Genomic DNA, 14,814 nt, shown 5'->3' with positions numbered 1-14,814 from the left:
AACATGCTCGACATTATCAATATCGGTACATCGGGGTTGCTCGGCAACGAGCAAGGGCTGCGCACCGTCGGCAACAACCTGGCCAATGTGAACACAACCGGTTTCAAGGGCGCCCAGGCCCAGTTCGCTAGCCTGTTCGACCAGAGTGCCGGCATGGGGACCGGCGGCAACAGTTCGGGCATGGAAGTGCTGGGCAATTCCATCAATTTCCAGGCCGGCAGCAACCAGTCGACCGGCAACCCGCTCGACCTGATGATCAACGGCGACGGCTTCTTCGCCGTCCGGCACGATGGGCAGGTGCTGTACACCCGTTCGGGCAACTTCCATTTCGATGCCAGCGGTGTGCTGGTCAACGCCAGCGGCGACCATGTGCTTGCGCTGGACGGCAACGGCGGCCTGGCGGACGTGAAGGTGAACCCGGAGGACCGCAGCATGCCCAAGGCAACCACGACCGTGCAATTCGCGGGTAACCTGAGCAGCACGGTATCGACGCCGGCGGTCGCGCAGACGGTCAATGGCGTAAGCGTCATCGACGCCGGCGGCGCGACCCACAACCTCAACCTCAGCTTCACGAACTCGGGTGACGGCAGCTTCGCGGTGACGGTGACCGATGCCGCCACCAATACGCAGGTAGGCACCGGAACGATCAAATTCACGGGCGGCTTTCCGGCCGCGGACAGCTCTAGCCTGAAATTCAGCTATGCGCCCGCCGGCCAGACCGCGACCGACATCACGCTCTCGTTCGGTGCCAACGTGACCTCGCTCGCGTCGGCCACGACGCTCACCTCGATGTCGCAGGACGGCTATGCCGCCGGCACCGTCCAGAACCAGACCATCGACGCCGACGGCGTCGTCAACATCACGTATTCGAACGGCCAATCGGTGAAAGGCGCCCGGCTCGTGCTGGCCAACTTCCGCGCTCCCGAGGATCTCGAGGACGCCGGCCGCTCGGCGTTCGCCCTCAAATCCGGCAGCGCAGTGCAGTATGGTTATGCGGGCCTGGGCGGTTTCGGTGGCCTCACGTCCGGCCATCTGGAGGGCTCGAACGTCGACATGGCAGAGGAATTCAGCAACCTGATCGTGATGCAGCGCGGCTACCAGGCGGCCTCGCACGTCATCAGCACCGCCAACGACATGATCCAGGAATTGTTCGACATGAAGGGTAATCGGTGATGGAAGTCCGGCCACTGCGCCTGCTCGGCGCCAGCCTGTTGTCGGCGCTGCACGCGGCGTCTGCCGCGGCGGTGGACACCTGGGCGGCAGCGTGGGGGATCGGCGCCGGCGGCGTCGCCTGCACGTGTGTGCCGGCAGACCAGGCCGCTTCCCGGCCCGAACGCTGGCGCCAGGGACGGCGGGTGGACGGCGCGGTGCTCTGGACCGCCTGGACGCCAACACTGGCGGCCGAAATCGGACACGCGACGTTCGCTCACGGACAACTGGTTGCGCCGCCGCAGGCCGGGGAACCGGCACTGGCACCGGCGGCGGCCACCGCCGCCCTGGACGCGTTGCTGGCGTTGCTGTCGGAGCGGATCTGCGGTTCACAAGCGCACGAGGCGGTGCTGCCGGGCCAGCAGCCCGTGGACGAGTACCGGCCGCTGTCCGGCGCGGTCCAGCTTTGCGTCGAGGTCGGGCGCGCCACACTGTATTGCCTGCTCGACGCCGCGACGGTGCATGCCTGGACGGGCCGCGCCCCGTCTGGCGCAAGCCAGGCACTGCCCAGGCTGGGCACCCTGAAGCTGCGCGATGCGCTGGGCGCCGTGCCGCTGGCCCTGCCGGTCAGGCTCGGCTCGGTGGACGTCGACCTGGCCAGCCTGATGACCGTGGGGATCGGGGACGTGATCCGCCTGGACGTCGCCCTCGACCGCAGGCTGGAAGTCACCACCCCGGATGGAAAACCGCTGTTTGCCGCCCATCTCGGCCGCAGCGGCGAACAGGTCGCCGTCGAACTGGCGGCCAGTCTTTGATCGTTGACGAGGAATCTCATGAGTAGTACCCAAACCGAAGCACAATTGATCGAACTGCCGGCCCTCGAATCGCGGCCGACCGCCGGTCCGGCCCTGCTCGGCAAGAGCGCGGCCCTGCTGGACGGCGTCACCGTGCGCCTGTCGGTCATGATCGGCGAAGCGGAGACCACGCTTGGCGAGCTGATGGCCTTGCAGGAAGCCGCCGTGCTCAAGGTCGACCGGGCCGTCGACGCACCGGTCGACGTGCTGGTGAACGGCAAGGTGGTTGCGCGCGGCACCCTGGTCGCGGTCGAGGACAACTTCGGCGTGCGCATCACCGAGATCGCCAGGCTGGTGTGACATGCGCCTGATTCCGATCGCCCTGGCGCTGTGCTGCGCGGCGCCGCTGGCGCTGGCGGCGCCGGGTGGTGCCATCCCGTTCAAACAGGATTCCGCAGGGGCACCGTGGAGTGGCGCGGGACTTGCGCTGCTGGCCGTGTCGCTGGTCGCCATCGCGGCCGTGCTGGTGGTGCGCAAGCGGCTCGGGCTGACGCCGGACGGGGCGGGGCCGCGCATGCTGCGCATCGTCGAAAGCCAGCGCCTCGGTCCGCGCGCGCTGCTCAGCGTGATCGAGTACAAGGGCGAGCACTACCTGGTGTCCTATAGCGAGCAGGGCGTGACCTGCCTGGTTCCGCCCAAGGCCGGAGAGGACGCATGAGCCGGGCCTTCCTGCGGGCGTTGCTGCTGGTCGGCGCAGGCATGGTCGTGCACGGCGTGTGCGCGGCCGAGCCCGTGCTGTCGACGCCGGGCTTGCAGATCACGCTTGGACAGGGCGCGGGCGGCGCGGGGCTGGCGACGCCGCTCAAGCTGCTGCTCGGGTTGACGGTCCTGAGCCTGGCGCCGGCGATCCTGATGTCCATGACCTCGTTCGTCCGGATCGTGGTCGTGCTGTCGATGTTGCGCCACGCGCTCGGCATGCAGGAGACGCCGCCCAACACCGTGCTGGTCAGCCTGGCGTTGCTCCTGACCTTCTTCACCATGGCGCCCACGCTCCAGCAGGTCAACGGCGCCGCCTTGCAGCCTTTCCTGGCCGGCCGGCTGGAGGCGGAACCGGCTGTCAAAGCAGGGGTGCGGCCGCTGCGCGACTTCATGGTCCGCCAGACGCGCGAAGCGGACCTGGCGCTGATGGTGGAGCTGGCCAAGGGCGAGCAGCCCAGGACCGTCGACGACATCAGCATGGTGCAACTGGTACCTGCCTTCATGCTGTCCGAACTGCGTTCGGCTTTTCAGATCGGTTTCGTGATCTTCCTGCCGTTCCTGCTGATCGACCTGATCGTGTCCAGCGCGCTGATGGCGCTCGGCATGATGATGGTGCCGCCGGCCTCGATCGCACTGCCGTTGAAGATCCTGATGTTCGTACTGATCGACGGCTGGAGCCTGGTCGTTCGCGCACTCCTGGGTTCGTTCGCGTGACGCGACATGGATATGTTCGAACTGGCCCCCCAAAGCAAACTCGAGGACACGCTCTCCGGGTGGTGGAAGGCCTGGCGCGGCGCCGGCGACGCGGGTGCGCGCGAACGGCTGATCGACCATTACCAGCGCCATGCGCGCATCACGGCGGCGCTGTTGTATGGGCAGCATCCGTACCGGGTGATCGAGTTCGACGACTATCTGCAGTTCGCGAACGTCGGGTTGATCGAAGCGCTCGACCGCTACGATCCGGATAGCGGCGTGCGCTTCGAGACCTTCTCGGCTAGCCGCATGCGCGGCGCTATACTCGATGGTATTCGCCGCTCGAGCGACGTGCAGGAACAGATATCGGCGCGGCGGCGCATGGCCGGCGAACGCGCCGACATGCTTGCGCCGGCGGCGGAAAAGACCGACGACGTCGACAAGCTGTTCGCCGACCTGGCGGAGGTGGCCGTCGGCCTGGCGATCGGCTTCGTGCTCGATGGTACCGGCATGTACCAGGCCGAGGACGACGGCGGCGGCGAGAGCGTGTACCAGGCAGTGGAACTGGCGCAGCTGGCGCGGCGCCTGCGCGCCATGGTACGCAGCTTGCCGGGCAACCAGCGTGAAGTGGTGACGGGACATTATCTGCAGCAGATGAGCTTCAGCGACGTCGCCGAGCGGCTGCAGCTGTCGCGCGGACGGGTGGCACAACTGCACAAGGAAGCGCTCGAGCGGCTCAGGCAGATGCTGGCGCGCCAGGATATCGGCGCCTTCAGCTGTTGACGGCAAAACATGGGAAGGGACGGAATGAATCAGGAACTATTGGACGGCTTGGCCGGCGACGAACTGGTCCAGCTTGGCGTGAACGCCGGGGCGCGCGGCGACGCAGGGGCCGCGATCGCCTATCTGAAGGCGGCGACGGCGCGTCAGGACGCCGGCGCCATGGCGCACTTCCTGTTGGCCGCGGAGTATGCGCAGGCAGGCATGACGGAACGCGCGACGGAGGAAATGGAAGCGGCGCTGGCGCTCGACCCGGCATTCGCGCTGGCGCGGCTGCAGCTTGGCCTGCTGCTGCTGACGAACGCCGACGTGACGCGGGCCGGGCAGGTGCTGAGCGTTCTGGACGAACTGCCCGACGGCGATGCCCTGCGCCATTTCGGTGCCGGATTGCGGCATCTGATGTGCGACGAATTCATGCTGGCCAGAGCGTCCCTGCTCGAAGGCCTGCAACGCAATACCGATAATCCGGCGCTGAACGCCAACATGCAGCTGATCCTCGGGCGCTTGCCGCGCGTGGACGACCTGGCGCCCGTGCCGGCCGCACCGGTGGACGAGAAGAATCCAGAGGACGAGGCCGATGATTCCGGCTGGCGCCACATGCTGATCTCGACCTATACGGGCCACGGTCCGCATTGAGGCCGGCATGACGTCCGCAATTGGTTCGGTGTCGGATCTGGTCAGGGTGATCCAGACCCAGTTGACCCAGCGTCCGGGCGCGCCCGCCGCGCGCGGACGCGCGCCGGCGCGGCCCGACGCGGCCGCGGCGGCACCGGACGAGCTGGCGGCGTTGATCGAATTGCGCGTGCGCCAGCTGGAGCGCGACGATCCGCAGCGCGGCCGCAAGGCGTTCCGTCTCTTTCTCGAGTCCGTGCTGCTGGCACAGTTCGGCAGCGCGGCCGGCAATGACCCGAAGTTCCACCTGCTCGTCGACGACGTGCAGGCCGCGATGGAGCGCAGCGACACGATGCGCGCCATGATCGATAAAGCCATCGGCCACCTGCTGGCGAACGCACGAACCGATTTTTCCCAACCTTGACCGACGAGAGCATCGCTCCATGACGCACCCCACCGACCTGAACGCCCGACTCGAGCGCTACGAGGGCTTCCTCGGCGCAGATCCGACGAATCGGAACCTGCTGGCCGATTGCATCGACATGGCCATCGACGTGGGGGCGACCGGACGGGCCGAACGCCACCTGGAGGCGGCGTTACGCCATCATCCCGGCGATCCGTTCTTCCTCGCGTGCCAGGCAAATCTTCTGATGAGCCAGCGCCGCTGGCAAGAGGCCGCAGACCTGCTGGCGCCGCTGCTGGCGAGTTTTGCCGAGTATCATCTAGCCTTCAACCTGGCCACGGCGTACAGCTGGCTTGGCCGCTACGATGAGGCATGGGACGCGCTCGAACCGTTCGCGGCCCAGGCTGTCGCGGATGGCGAGGGGGCGGCACTTGCGGTCCGCATTCAACATCACCGCGGCCGGCTCGACGAGGCCCAGGCGTTGGCCGACCGGGCCATGCCGGCCTGCGGCGGCCATCCCGGTTTCCTGGGCGCCGCGAGCGTCGTCTATTTCGACGGCGACCGCCCGGAGGACGCCCTGCGCTGCAGCGAACAGGCGTTGGCCGGCAGTGCGCGCCCGCTCGAGGCGAGCGTGATCGCAGGCTCGCTGGCGCTCGGCTTCGGCGACGCCGCGGCCGCCAAGGCGCGCTTTGCCGACGTGCTCGCGCTCAATCCAGATGAAGGCCGCGCCTGGAACGGCCTCGGTCTGGCCGGGTTGATCGACGGCGATTTCACGGCCGCCCGGACGAACATGGAAAAGGCGGTGGAGCGCCTGCCGGCCCACGTCGGCAGCTGGCACGGACTGGCATGGGCGCGGCTGTTCGGCGGCGATCTCGAGGGCAGTGCGCAGGCATTCGGCCAGGCGCTGGAACTCGACCGCAACCTCGCCGACAGCCATGGCGGCCTGGCCGCCGTCGACGCGCTGCGCGGTCGGCGTCAGGAAGCGGAGGCAGGCATCGATCGCGCCTTGCGTCTGGACCGGACCAGCCTCGCGGCCGCGTACGCGCGCATGCTGCTGAACGGCGAGGCCCTGGATGGGGTGCGCTTCCGCGAGGTGGCGCTGCGCCTGCTGGGCGGCCGGGCGGCGCTGCCCGGCATGACGGTGGCCGACGTGGTGCGCCGCGCCGGCGCGCGCTGAGGACGGCGATGGGCTCTGATCTTGTCCTGCAAATGATGTCGGACCTGCTGTGGAACGCATTGCTGATTTCGGCGCCGTTGCTGGCGGCCACCCTCGTTGTCGGCCTGCTGGTGAGCGTGCTGCAGGTAGTCACCCAGGTGCAAGAAGCGTCGCTAACCTTCATCCCGAAATTGATCACGGCGGTCGTCGTGCTGGTGGCGATGGGACCGTGGATGCTGTCGCGGCTGGTCGGCTACGCGACCCACCTGATCGCGGGCATTCCGGGCTATTTCTGAGGACGCGGTGCTGCTGAATATCGACCAGGGGTGGCTCGTGCAGATCTGCCTCGCTTCCATCCGCATCGGGATGTTGTTCATCCTGACGCCGGTCTTTTACAACATGCGCGGCGTCACGACGGCCAGGGTATTGCTCGTTCTGGCCCTGAGCGTGGGGCTGGCCGCGAACCTGGCGCCGGCGCCGCGCGGGCTCGATTTCGCGTACGGCCCGCTCCTGGCGGCGGGCGCGGGCGAAGTGGCGACCGGTGCCGTGCTGTCGTTCGGACTGTTCGCGGCGTTTTCGGCGTTTTCCGTGGCCGGCAAGATCCTCGACATCCAGAGCGGTTTCAGCATTGGCAGCGTCTACGATCCCGTCACCGGCGGCGGGGCTCCCGTGTTCGCCACCGTGCTCAACCTGGCCGCGGTGGCGATGTTTTTCGCCATGGACGGCCACCATGCGCTCGTGCGCGGCATCGCGTATTCGCTGCATCAGGTGCCGCCGGGGACTGGGCTGACGGCCTTCGACCCGGAGGCCGTGGTGCGCCAGTTCGGCGTCATGTTCACGCTCGGCGTCGCGATGGCCGGTCCGGTCATGTTCGGTCTGTTCCTGGCCGAGATCGCGCTCGCGGTGATTTCGCGCAGCCTGCCGCAGATGAACGTGTTCGTGGTCGGCGTGCCGGTGAAGATCGTGATCGCGCTGGCCCTGCTGGCACTGTCCGCCGGCTTGCTGGGCCCGGTGATGGGCAGGGTCTATGCGTCGGTGTTCCTGTTCTGGGAGCGGGTGTTGTAATGGCCGAGCAGGACAGCGACCGCAGCGAAGATGCGACCCAGCACAAGCTGGACGAGGCGCGCAAGCGCGGCAGCGTCGCGCGCAGCCCGGACATGACCGCGGTCGCGATGCTGGCCGGCCTGGTCATCGCCGTGTATGCCAGTGCCTGGGATGGCCTCCGGACGGCGATGCGGATGCAGCAGGCGATGTTCGCGCGCGTTTCCAGCCTCGACTGGACGCCGGCCGGCATGGCGCATTGGCTGGGCGAGCTCGCACTCGGCATGCTGGGTGTCCTTGGCCCGCTGTTCATGGTGCTGCTCGTCGTTGCGGTCCTGGCCAACTTCGTGCAGGTCGGTCCGGTCTTCACGACGCATCCGTTGAAGCCCGACCTCGACCGCCTGAATCCTGCCTCCGGCATCAAGCGCGTCCTGTCGATGCGCACCCTGTACGAAGCGGCGAAGAGCGTGCTCAAGCTGACGGTCCTGGCCTGGATCGCCTGGGGCGTCTTGCATTCCACCGTGCCGCGCCTGCTGGGACTGATGCAGCGCGAGCCCCGGAGCTACCTGCAGGAGTTGCTGGGACTGGGCGCTGGCCTGCTCGTCAAGCTGATGCTCGGGCTGGCCCTGGTGGCCATGCTCGACCTGTTGTTCACGCGCTGGGAGTTCGCGCGGCGCATGCGCATGAGCAAGCGCGACATCCGCGACGAGCACAAGAACCGCGAGGGCGATCCGCGCATCCGTTCACGCATCCGCCAGTTGCGCAAGGAGATGCTCAAGCGCAGCCAGTCGGCGCGCAAGGTCGCCTCGGCCGATGTCCTGATCACCAACCCGACCCACCTGGCGGTCGCCGTGTGCTACGAGCATGGCAAGTCGCTCGCGCCCCAGGTGGTCGCCAAGGGGGCCGGCGACCTGGCGCTGAAGATGCGCGAGATCGCCGCGCGCCATCACATTCCCATCGTCCAGAACCGCGCGCTCGCGCGCGCACTGTTCCGTGAAGTCGATCACGAGGGCTTCGTCCCCGAACAACACTACCCGCAGGTCGCCAAGATCATGGTGTGGGTCTATGCCATGCGCGCCGCCAGGCGCGCTCCCAGAAAGGTCAACTGATGTCGCCGTTCCGCCGTGTCCTCAACAACAATGCCGACCTCGTGCTGGTGCTCCTGGTGGTGGGAATCCTCACCGTGCTGTTCGTGCCGATCCCGTCGGTGATGCTCGACCTGCTGATCCTGACCAACATCAGCTTCGCGATGCTGATCTTGCTGCTGACGTTCTACACCGTGCGGCCGGTCGAGTTCTCGACCTTCCCGTCACTGCTGCTGATCGCGACCCTGTTCCGGCTCTCCCTGAACGTGGCGACTACGCGCCTGATCCTGTCGGACGCGGACGCCGGCCGGGTGATCGCGGCGATCGGCGCCTACGTCGTCGGCGGCAATTACGTGATCGGCCTGATCGTGTTCCTGATCCTGGTCGTCGTGCAGTATGTGGTCGTGACCAACGGCGCGCAGCGCGTCTCCGAGGTCGCGGCGCGTTTTACGCTGGACAGCATGCCCGGCCAGCAGATGAGCATCGACGCCGACCTGAACATGGGTTTCATCGACCAGGACGAAGCCAAGCGCCGCCGCAAGCTGCTCGAGAAGGAATCCGGCTTCTATGGCGCGATGGACGGCGCCAGCAAATTCGTCAAGGGCGACGCCATCGCCGGCATCCTCATCCTCCTGATCAACATCGTCGGCGGGCTGGTGATCGGCGTGATGCAGATGGGGATGCACTGGGACGAAGCGCTGCACACGTTCACGCTGCTGACCGTCGGCGACGGCATCGTGACCCAGGTCCCGGCGCTGGTGATTTCGGTCGGTACCGGCATCATCGTGACCCGCTCGGCGTCGGACGGCAACCTGAGCGAGGAAGTGCTGCGCCAGATTACCTCGTTCCCCAAGACCTTGTATGTGGTGGCCAGCGCCTTGCTCGTACTGTTGTTCCTGCCCGGGCTGCCCGCCGTGCCGGCATTGGCCATCGCGGCGGTGCTGATCGGCGCCGGCACGCTGGCCCAGCGCCGCAAGGGCGCTGCGGAAGTCGGGGGCGAGGCAGCCGTCGAGGCCAGTGCAGAGAAAGGCGAGGGCGATGCCTATGAACTGCTCGATGTCGCGCCGGTGGAGGTGCTGGTCGGGACGCGGCTGGCGCCGCTCGTCGATGGCGACAAGACGATCTTCATGGAACGGATCGGCGCGATCCGCAAGCAGTACGCGCTCGAATCGGGCATGGTGCTGCCGAAGATCCGCTTCCGGGATGCGTCCCAGCTCGGACCGGACGCCTACCAGCTGCAGGTCTTCGGCGTACCCGCGGGCCGTGGCGAGATCATGATCGACCGGACGCTGGCGATCCACGCCGGCGGCGACGCGCGCAAGCTGCCGGGCGTCGAAACCCGCGAACCGACCTATGGCCTGCCGGCGATCTGGATCGAGGACAGCGACAAGGATCTGGCGCGCGGCTCGCGCTACACGCTGGTCGACCCGGCCACCGTGTTCATCACCCACCTGAGCGAGGTGCTGAAACAGCAGGCCGCAGCGCTGTTGACCCGCACCGAGACCGACAAGCTGCTGCAACGCGTGCGCCAGCAGCAGCCGGGCCTCGTCGAAGAACTGATCCCGACCGTGCTGTCGGTCAGCGACGTGCAGAAGGTGCTGCAGAATCTGCTGAAGGAAAAGGTCTCGATCCGCAACCTGGAGGCGATCCTGGAAACCCTGGTGGACGTCGGGCGCAACAGCAAGGACCTGCACTACCTGACCGAAGCGGTGCGCCAGCGCCTGGGCAATGCGATCTGCCAGGCGTTGATGGGCGAGATGTCGGCGCTGCAGGTACTGACGCTGGACCCGTCGATCGAGCAGACCCTGCTGCAGAGCATTCGCAGCGCGGAAAGCGCCACGTCGATGGTCGTCGAACCGAAGTTCGCAGAGCAGCTGGTCACGCGCATCGCCACCCAGGCCGATCGCATGATGAAGGCGAACATGTTGCCGGTGCTGCTGTGCTCACCGGAGCTGCGCCGCCATCTGCGTACGTTGTCGGAGCGCAGTCTGCCGCATTTGCGGGTGTTGTCGATGGCGGAGATTCCGAATTCGGTGAATTTGAAGGCGTTTGGGGCGGTGGGTGGATGAAGATGGGAACCTGCTGGAATTTTCGCCGGATTTGTTAGATGTCGAGCCTGTTTGGTCGTTTGATCGCCCCGCGCAAACAGAAGGGCCTGACCTAGGAGGGCTTGGCCGACGCCTCGGGCATCCATGTCCAGCAGATAAAGCGCTACGAGGCCGGTAGCGCATAGCCTACGGCCGAGGCGTTGAAGAAGCTCGCGCTGGCCCCCCACGCGAGCACGGACTTTTTGCTGTTCGAGGAAGGCGAGCGCGAACCGGACGACGACCTCAAACTGCGCTTCGAGGCGATCGCGGCGATGCGGCCGGAAGAGCAGGAAGTGGCCAAGGCGGTGCTGGACGCGATCATCGTCAAGAGCCAGGTGGCCGGTGCGCTGGCCCGGGTGAGCGAGAAGCCGGCGGTTAAGGAAAAGTGACGCGTCGGCAGGGCTGAACACTGGCGGAACAACCGCACCCCACGCGCGGCGGCGCCGGGGTTGGGGGATCTCTTTAGCCGCTAAAAAAAGAAATGGCAGCGGCGGCTCAACGAGCGAAGAAGCTCACACATCACGACCGAACAGGGCATGGTCGTCAGCACAGTCGACCATGCCCTGTTTTCATTTGCAGTCACCTACAGCATTGATTCCACGACGGTTTTGCCATAGGTCGGGCCTCTTCGAGCGCGGCGAACTCCAAAGTGTAAACAGCGAATCGGCTTTGAAGTCAACCACTTACGGCTGAAAAACCGCCCGCGCGTATCGTGCGTAATGTATGCACATGATGTCGGGCGCGGGTGTCCCGCGAAACGCAGGAACACCGGTTGCGACGGCCAGGAGTGCGGGCGTAGAATCTGCGCATATTCCACGCATCAACGAGAGGACTCCGCTATGGCCGCCGACAACGAACCCATCCGCCTGTCCCTGACCATGTCGCCCGCGCTCAACGCGAAATTGGAGCAGTTGGCGACGGCCAACTGCGCGACGAAAGCCGAGATTTTGCGGAAGGCGATCGTCCGCTACGAACTCGCCTACCGCGCCAGTCTGAAGGACCAGCGCTTGGGCGTGTTCGACGAGGATGAGCGGCTTGTCACGGAAATCGTTGGGCTATAAGAAACCGCACATGATGCCGTCAAGCGGCGCAATCTGCCCTCGCCACATATCGGCTGAAGGGCGCCATGGCTACTGCGCTTTACGTGTTACCTCTTGTCCTTCCCAAGAACAAGCGGCTCCATGGCAGGGAGCGCGGCCTTTACAGTTGTGGAATGCCACTTCCTCCATTTAATTTTGTTATGGCCCAACGATCCAGATCCACATACTCAAACTTGATATCGTAGTTGAATTCTGAATCAATAATCAGGACAGCTGTTAACCTATTGTTGCCTAAACTTAGCATCAGCGCTTCGAATTTATTGTTCATAATTCTGAAGAAAGACTGATGCGAGAACGGATCAACAAGAGTTGCTTCTGTTTTCACAGCAAAAGAAGCAACAGACCCCATCTTCGATCCATCTGAAGAAAATCGAAAGTACCCCTTGTCGCTTCCTGGATATGCCGTCTGGGCCAGATGCATAAACTCTCTTGCCAGCTCAATGACAATCGAGGCTTGCTCTTCGTTCATTACCTACTCCTCCTTACATATGTCTGGCGTGACTGATTCGAGAATCTTCCGGACCATGCGTCCACAACAGAACCAGCGGGATCAAGGACACGATATGTTACTGACACAGCCCCAGGACGACCTGATGCACTAAAGTTTTCAAGGGTGTGATTGAAGTCGACTTGATTTCCTTGTGTTACATAGCGGGCATAGTCGTTTTCAAGCGTTTTAAACGCAGACATATTGAAATTCCCCTCTTGAGGGAATAAGTTCATTGGTCCGTTATCAAGCACAAATCGATGAGCCACCAAATGCCCTGCTTGATCTCCTGGAAGGCCGCTGGCCGCAACTACCGCTCGTTGAGCCTGCAATTCGGCCGAACCCCGTCCCGCACCAGAGAAAGCTTCGCGCAAACTACCTGATGCAGATAGGGGTGCGCCGCTTGCATCCGTAGTAAAGGTCACCGTGTTACTGCGCACGACTACCGTTTGCTGCGAAGGTCCGGGCGGCACAGCATACATCTTTATCGGTGCGCCGAACTTCAACCCACCTAAGCTGAAGCCATCGAATTCGCTCGATCCGGATCCGAGCCAAGTCACGGCCGCCTTGGCTTCGCGTGCATAGCTACCTGCACCGCCAGCTGCAGTCAACACTCCGCCAAGTACATTGAATGCGCCGGACGCTGTCTCCCCATTCTGAATTTGACCATACCCTTGCCCAGTTTGATAAGCGCCTTGAGCTGCAAGGGCCAACTGTCCACCAGGCACCATGGTAGCCAGTACAAATGGCTGTACCATAGGTCCAACTTGCGCCTCGATTGTACCGGCATTAGGTGCCAACGCTCCGCTGCTACGCAAATAGCTCATGGCAGGGCCTTCGCGCACTACGCCATCGGTAGCGACAGCTTGCGGTCCTGTTGCTATGGCCAGCGCGGCAGCGCGTATGCTTTCGGCTTGGCGGTCCTCACGTGACAGGTCCGTAAAACTGCCGAACCTTCCCGTCACCGGACTTTCCATCAAAGTCGGCAACGATGGGATACTCTTAAGGCCACCTCGAATAACCCGGCTTTTGGCATGATCGAGGCGATATGACGCGTGATCGAATGTTGCCGAGCTGTCGCGCGTCATCAGCGTTGGTTTGATAGCGAAGATCACATCCGAATCAGACCAGGTTGGCAGCCGCAGGCTGCCAGCCCGCTGGTTTAGAACGCTGCAACCCCGTGTTCCTTCAAGAAGACGAGACGCTTGAGGTTGTAACTCGCGGCTTTCAGGTGCAGGGTGAACGTCGTGCGGACGATCCCCAGGCAGCGCACCAGTTTGCCGCCCATCTGCGCCAAGGCGCCGAAAACATGCTCGACACGGGCACGCGGCGTGGCGATCGCGCGGTTGCGTTGCTTCTGGGTGTCGGAAATGCCTTTGGTGGCGTGGCCGCGTCGCTAGATGTGCACGCGCCAGCCCGCTTGCTTCAACCTGGCTTCCCGTTCAAGGCTGGGGTAGCCTCGGTCGGCATACACATCGCGGCTGGTATTGTTCAAGTCGAGCAGCTCTTCAAAGACGTTGGTGTCCGCCACCGCAGCGTGGGTGACGGCGATTCTACGGATCAACTGGCAACGCTTGTCGACACTGGCGTGCAGCTTGTAGCCAAAGTGATTCTTGCCGTGCTTTTTGGTCCACTTCGCGTCGACATCCTTCTGCGCGCGCTTGTGCGGTTTCCAACCCAGCGGCATCGTGCCTTCCTTGACCGTCTCGGCTTCCTCGCGCTTGTTGCGCTGAACCGGCGCCTGGACCAGCGAGGCGTCGACGATCTGGCCGCAGCGCGCCAGATAGCCTTGCGACAGCAGTTGTTGCTGGACTTGCTCGAATACCCGGTTGCCGACGCCTGCCTGGGCCAATCGGTCTCGGAACAACCAGATCGTCTTGACGTCCGGGATGCTACTGCTCTCAGTCAGGTCCAGAAAACGCAGGAAACTGCGACGGTCCAGCAACTGATACTCCAGCGCGTCGTCGGCCAGGTTGTACAGCTGTTGCAGCACCAGGATCTTGATCATCAAGACTGTCGGGTACGGCGGCCGCCCGCCCTTGGCGCGTGAAGGCCGCGGTGCGGCGGCATCGATGCGCGAGGCCAGCGCTTCGAAATCGACGTGCTCGGCCAAGCCCACCAAAGGATCACCTATCTTTGCTCGCCGGTCTTCGCGCTCCTGCTCGGCAAAAAGGCTGATCCGGGGTTTCATCATGACGACACTCGCTGGCTGGGTTCGATGTCCGGATTTTACCCAGCCGGCGTCAGGTCAGCCGAGGTTTTTCGAGGTGCCCTTAAGCTGCTTATCTATACTCGCGTCTATTCGTCGGCTGTTTTGCGCAACTTCCTTATTGAAGAACTTCCGGATTGCCGCATCACTTTCGGCTCCCGCTGCGCGATGGTTTGCATCCATCTGCTCGGGCGTCATGAAGTCGCCATCGACCATGATTGGGGCGGCTGTGGAATCGAGCAAGCCTTGAATATCCACGCTTAATGGCTGGGAGAGGTCTGCCTGCACGCTTGCGTCAAGACTGTCGACAAACGCTTGATGACGTTGGTCCATCTCCGCTCTCAACCGGTCGCCAAACGATGAACTTGACGTCTCGGCCAAGCTGTTGCCCAGCGCATTGCCAAACGCGTTGCCAAGTGGAGATCTCGCACCTGGCGGAATTTCTACTTGGCGTGCAGT

The 14,814-nt window shown here is 64.3% G+C and carries 18 protein-coding genes and 1 pseudogene; 15 read left to right on the top strand and 4 right to left on the bottom strand.

Going from position 1 to position 14,814, the window contains the following annotated elements:
- The first annotated feature begins 3 nt into the window (after window positions 1–3).
- From flgF to U9J41_RS09690, 15 genes are all read left to right on the top strand, one after another.
- Entirely contained in the window at window positions 4–1,173 is a 1,170-nt protein-coding gene (gene flgF / locus U9J41_RS09760) for a flagellar basal-body rod protein FlgF (protein WP_322401997.1), read from the top strand.
- Complete coding sequence (locus U9J41_RS09755; RefSeq protein ID WP_322402054.1) at window positions 1,173–1,964, top strand: FliM/FliN family flagellar motor switch protein; 792 nt, start codon at window positions 1,173–1,175, stop codon at window positions 1,962–1,964. Before flgF ends, U9J41_RS09755 begins: the two co-directional genes overlap by 1 nt.
- 18 nt (window positions 1,965–1,982) lie before the next feature.
- On the top strand, window positions 1,983–2,303 hold the full coding sequence (locus tag U9J41_RS09750) for a FliM/FliN family flagellar motor switch protein (protein ID WP_322401996.1): 321 nt from the start codon (window positions 1,983–1,985) through the stop codon (window positions 2,301–2,303).
- A gap of 1 nt (window position 2,304) precedes the next feature.
- Entirely contained in the window at window positions 2,305–2,661 is a 357-nt protein-coding gene (locus tag U9J41_RS09745; RefSeq protein ID WP_322401995.1) for a flagellar biosynthetic protein FliO, read from the top strand.
- Entirely contained in the window at window positions 2,658–3,416 is a 759-nt protein-coding gene (gene fliP / locus U9J41_RS09740; protein ID WP_322401994.1) for a flagellar type III secretion system pore protein FliP, read from the top strand. The genes U9J41_RS09745 and fliP overlap by 4 nt, the downstream gene beginning before the upstream one ends.
- Before the next feature lie 6 nt (window positions 3,417–3,422).
- Complete coding sequence (locus U9J41_RS09735) at window positions 3,423–4,178, top strand: sigma-70 family RNA polymerase sigma factor (RefSeq protein WP_322401993.1); 756 nt, start codon at window positions 3,423–3,425, stop codon at window positions 4,176–4,178.
- Between the two features lie 24 nt (window positions 4,179–4,202).
- Complete coding sequence (locus U9J41_RS09730) at window positions 4,203–4,811, top strand: tetratricopeptide repeat protein (RefSeq protein WP_322401992.1); 609 nt, start codon at window positions 4,203–4,205, stop codon at window positions 4,809–4,811.
- A gap of 7 nt (window positions 4,812–4,818) precedes the next feature.
- Window positions 4,819–5,211, top strand: a complete 393-nt coding sequence (locus tag U9J41_RS09725; protein ID WP_322401991.1) for a hypothetical protein — start codon at window positions 4,819–4,821, stop codon at window positions 5,209–5,211.
- Window positions 5,212–5,230: 19 nt separating this feature from the next.
- A complete protein-coding gene (locus tag U9J41_RS09720; protein WP_322401990.1) occupies window positions 5,231–6,367 on the top strand; it encodes a tetratricopeptide repeat protein in 1,137 nt (378 codons plus the stop codon).
- 8 nt (window positions 6,368–6,375) lie between these two features.
- Window positions 6,376–6,642 (top strand): flagellar biosynthesis protein FliQ, encoded by a 267-nt coding sequence (gene fliQ / locus U9J41_RS09715; RefSeq protein ID WP_322401989.1) that lies wholly within the window; start codon window positions 6,376–6,378, stop codon window positions 6,640–6,642.
- Window positions 6,643–6,649: 7 nt separating this feature from the next.
- A complete protein-coding gene (locus U9J41_RS09710) occupies window positions 6,650–7,411 on the top strand; it encodes a flagellar biosynthetic protein FliR (protein WP_322401988.1) in 762 nt (253 codons plus the stop codon).
- On the top strand, window positions 7,411–8,496 hold the full coding sequence (locus U9J41_RS09705) for an EscU/YscU/HrcU family type III secretion system export apparatus switch protein (RefSeq protein ID WP_322401987.1): 1,086 nt from the start codon (window positions 7,411–7,413) through the stop codon (window positions 8,494–8,496). The genes U9J41_RS09710 and U9J41_RS09705 overlap by 1 nt, the downstream gene beginning before the upstream one ends.
- Window positions 8,496–10,541, top strand: a complete 2,046-nt coding sequence (flhA, locus tag U9J41_RS09700; RefSeq protein ID WP_322401986.1) for a flagellar biosynthesis protein FlhA — start codon at window positions 8,496–8,498, stop codon at window positions 10,539–10,541. Before U9J41_RS09705 ends, flhA begins: the two co-directional genes overlap by 1 nt.
- A 179-nt stretch (window positions 10,542–10,720) precedes the next feature.
- On the top strand, window positions 10,721–10,948 hold the full coding sequence (locus U9J41_RS09695; protein WP_322401985.1) for a hypothetical protein: 228 nt from the start codon (window positions 10,721–10,723) through the stop codon (window positions 10,946–10,948).
- 450 nt (window positions 10,949–11,398) lie between these two features.
- The gene (locus U9J41_RS09690; protein WP_322401984.1) at window positions 11,399–11,620 is read left to right on the top strand and encodes a hypothetical protein; all 222 of its coding nucleotides are present in this window, start codon (window positions 11,399–11,401) and stop codon (window positions 11,618–11,620) included.
- A gap of 139 nt (window positions 11,621–11,759) precedes the next feature.
- Here the strand turns inward: U9J41_RS09690 and U9J41_RS09685 are convergent, their stop codons facing one another.
- The 4 genes and pseudogenes from U9J41_RS09685 to U9J41_RS09670 all read right to left on the bottom strand — a co-directional run bounded on the left by U9J41_RS09685 (window position 11,760) and on the right by U9J41_RS09670 (window position 14,688).
- The gene (locus U9J41_RS09685) at window positions 11,760–12,128 is read right to left on the bottom strand and encodes a hypothetical protein (protein ID WP_322401983.1); all 369 of its coding nucleotides are present in this window, start codon (window positions 12,126–12,128) and stop codon (window positions 11,760–11,762) included.
- Window positions 12,128–13,261, bottom strand: a complete 1,134-nt coding sequence (locus U9J41_RS09680) for a DNA/RNA non-specific endonuclease (RefSeq protein WP_322401982.1) — start codon at window positions 13,259–13,261, stop codon at window positions 12,128–12,130. Before U9J41_RS09680 ends, U9J41_RS09685 begins: the two co-directional genes overlap by 1 nt.
- Window positions 13,262–13,308: 47 nt before the next feature.
- A pseudogene (locus tag U9J41_RS09675) lies at window positions 13,309–14,337 on the bottom strand (IS5 family transposase).
- Window positions 14,338–14,394: 57 nt separating this feature from the next.
- Window positions 14,395–14,688, bottom strand: a complete 294-nt coding sequence (locus U9J41_RS09670) for a hypothetical protein (RefSeq protein ID WP_322401981.1) — start codon at window positions 14,686–14,688, stop codon at window positions 14,395–14,397.
- Between the last annotated feature and the right edge of the window lie 126 nt (window positions 14,689–14,814).

Origin of the sequence: Massilia luteola (genome assembly GCF_034420155.1) — a bacterium.
GTDB lineage: Bacteria > Pseudomonadota > Gammaproteobacteria > Burkholderiales > Burkholderiaceae_D > Telluria > Telluria luteola.
This window is presented reverse-complemented; position numbering and strand designations above follow the sequence as displayed.

Bases quoted from the DNA above. Each gene is read 5' to 3' on its own strand.
- U9J41_RS09690 (WP_322401984.1), top strand. From the start codon at position 11,399: ATGGCCGCCGACAACGAACCCATCCGCCTGTCCCTGACCATGTCGCCC.
- fliP (WP_322401994.1), top strand. From the start codon at position 2,658: ATGAGCCGGGCCTTCCTGCGGGCGTTGCTGCTGGTCGGCGCAGGCATG.
- flgF (WP_322401997.1), top strand. From the start codon at position 4: ATGCTCGACATTATCAATATCGGTACATCGGGGTTGCTCGGCAACGAG.
- U9J41_RS09720 (WP_322401990.1), top strand. From the start codon at position 5,231: ATGACGCACCCCACCGACCTGAACGCCCGACTCGAGCGCTACGAGGGC.
- flhA (WP_322401986.1), top strand. From the start codon at position 8,496: ATGTCGCCGTTCCGCCGTGTCCTCAACAACAATGCCGACCTCGTGCTG.
- U9J41_RS09685 (WP_322401983.1), bottom strand. From the start codon at position 12,128: ATGAACGAAGAGCAAGCCTCGATTGTCATTGAGCTGGCAAGAGAGTTT.
- U9J41_RS09735 (WP_322401993.1), top strand. From the start codon at position 3,423: ATGGATATGTTCGAACTGGCCCCCCAAAGCAAACTCGAGGACACGCTC.
- U9J41_RS09730 (WP_322401992.1), top strand. From the start codon at position 4,203: ATGAATCAGGAACTATTGGACGGCTTGGCCGGCGACGAACTGGTCCAG.
- U9J41_RS09755 (WP_322402054.1), top strand. From the start codon at position 1,173: ATGGAAGTCCGGCCACTGCGCCTGCTCGGCGCCAGCCTGTTGTCGGCG.
- U9J41_RS09705 (WP_322401987.1), top strand. From the start codon at position 7,411: ATGGCCGAGCAGGACAGCGACCGCAGCGAAGATGCGACCCAGCACAAG.
- U9J41_RS09745 (WP_322401995.1), top strand. From the start codon at position 2,305: ATGCGCCTGATTCCGATCGCCCTGGCGCTGTGCTGCGCGGCGCCGCTG.
- U9J41_RS09725 (WP_322401991.1), top strand. From the start codon at position 4,819: ATGACGTCCGCAATTGGTTCGGTGTCGGATCTGGTCAGGGTGATCCAG.
- U9J41_RS09750 (WP_322401996.1), top strand. From the start codon at position 1,983: ATGAGTAGTACCCAAACCGAAGCACAATTGATCGAACTGCCGGCCCTC.
- fliQ (WP_322401989.1), top strand. From the start codon at position 6,376: ATGGGCTCTGATCTTGTCCTGCAAATGATGTCGGACCTGCTGTGGAAC.
- U9J41_RS09670 (WP_322401981.1), bottom strand. From the start codon at position 14,688: ATGGACCAACGTCATCAAGCGTTTGTCGACAGTCTTGACGCAAGCGTG.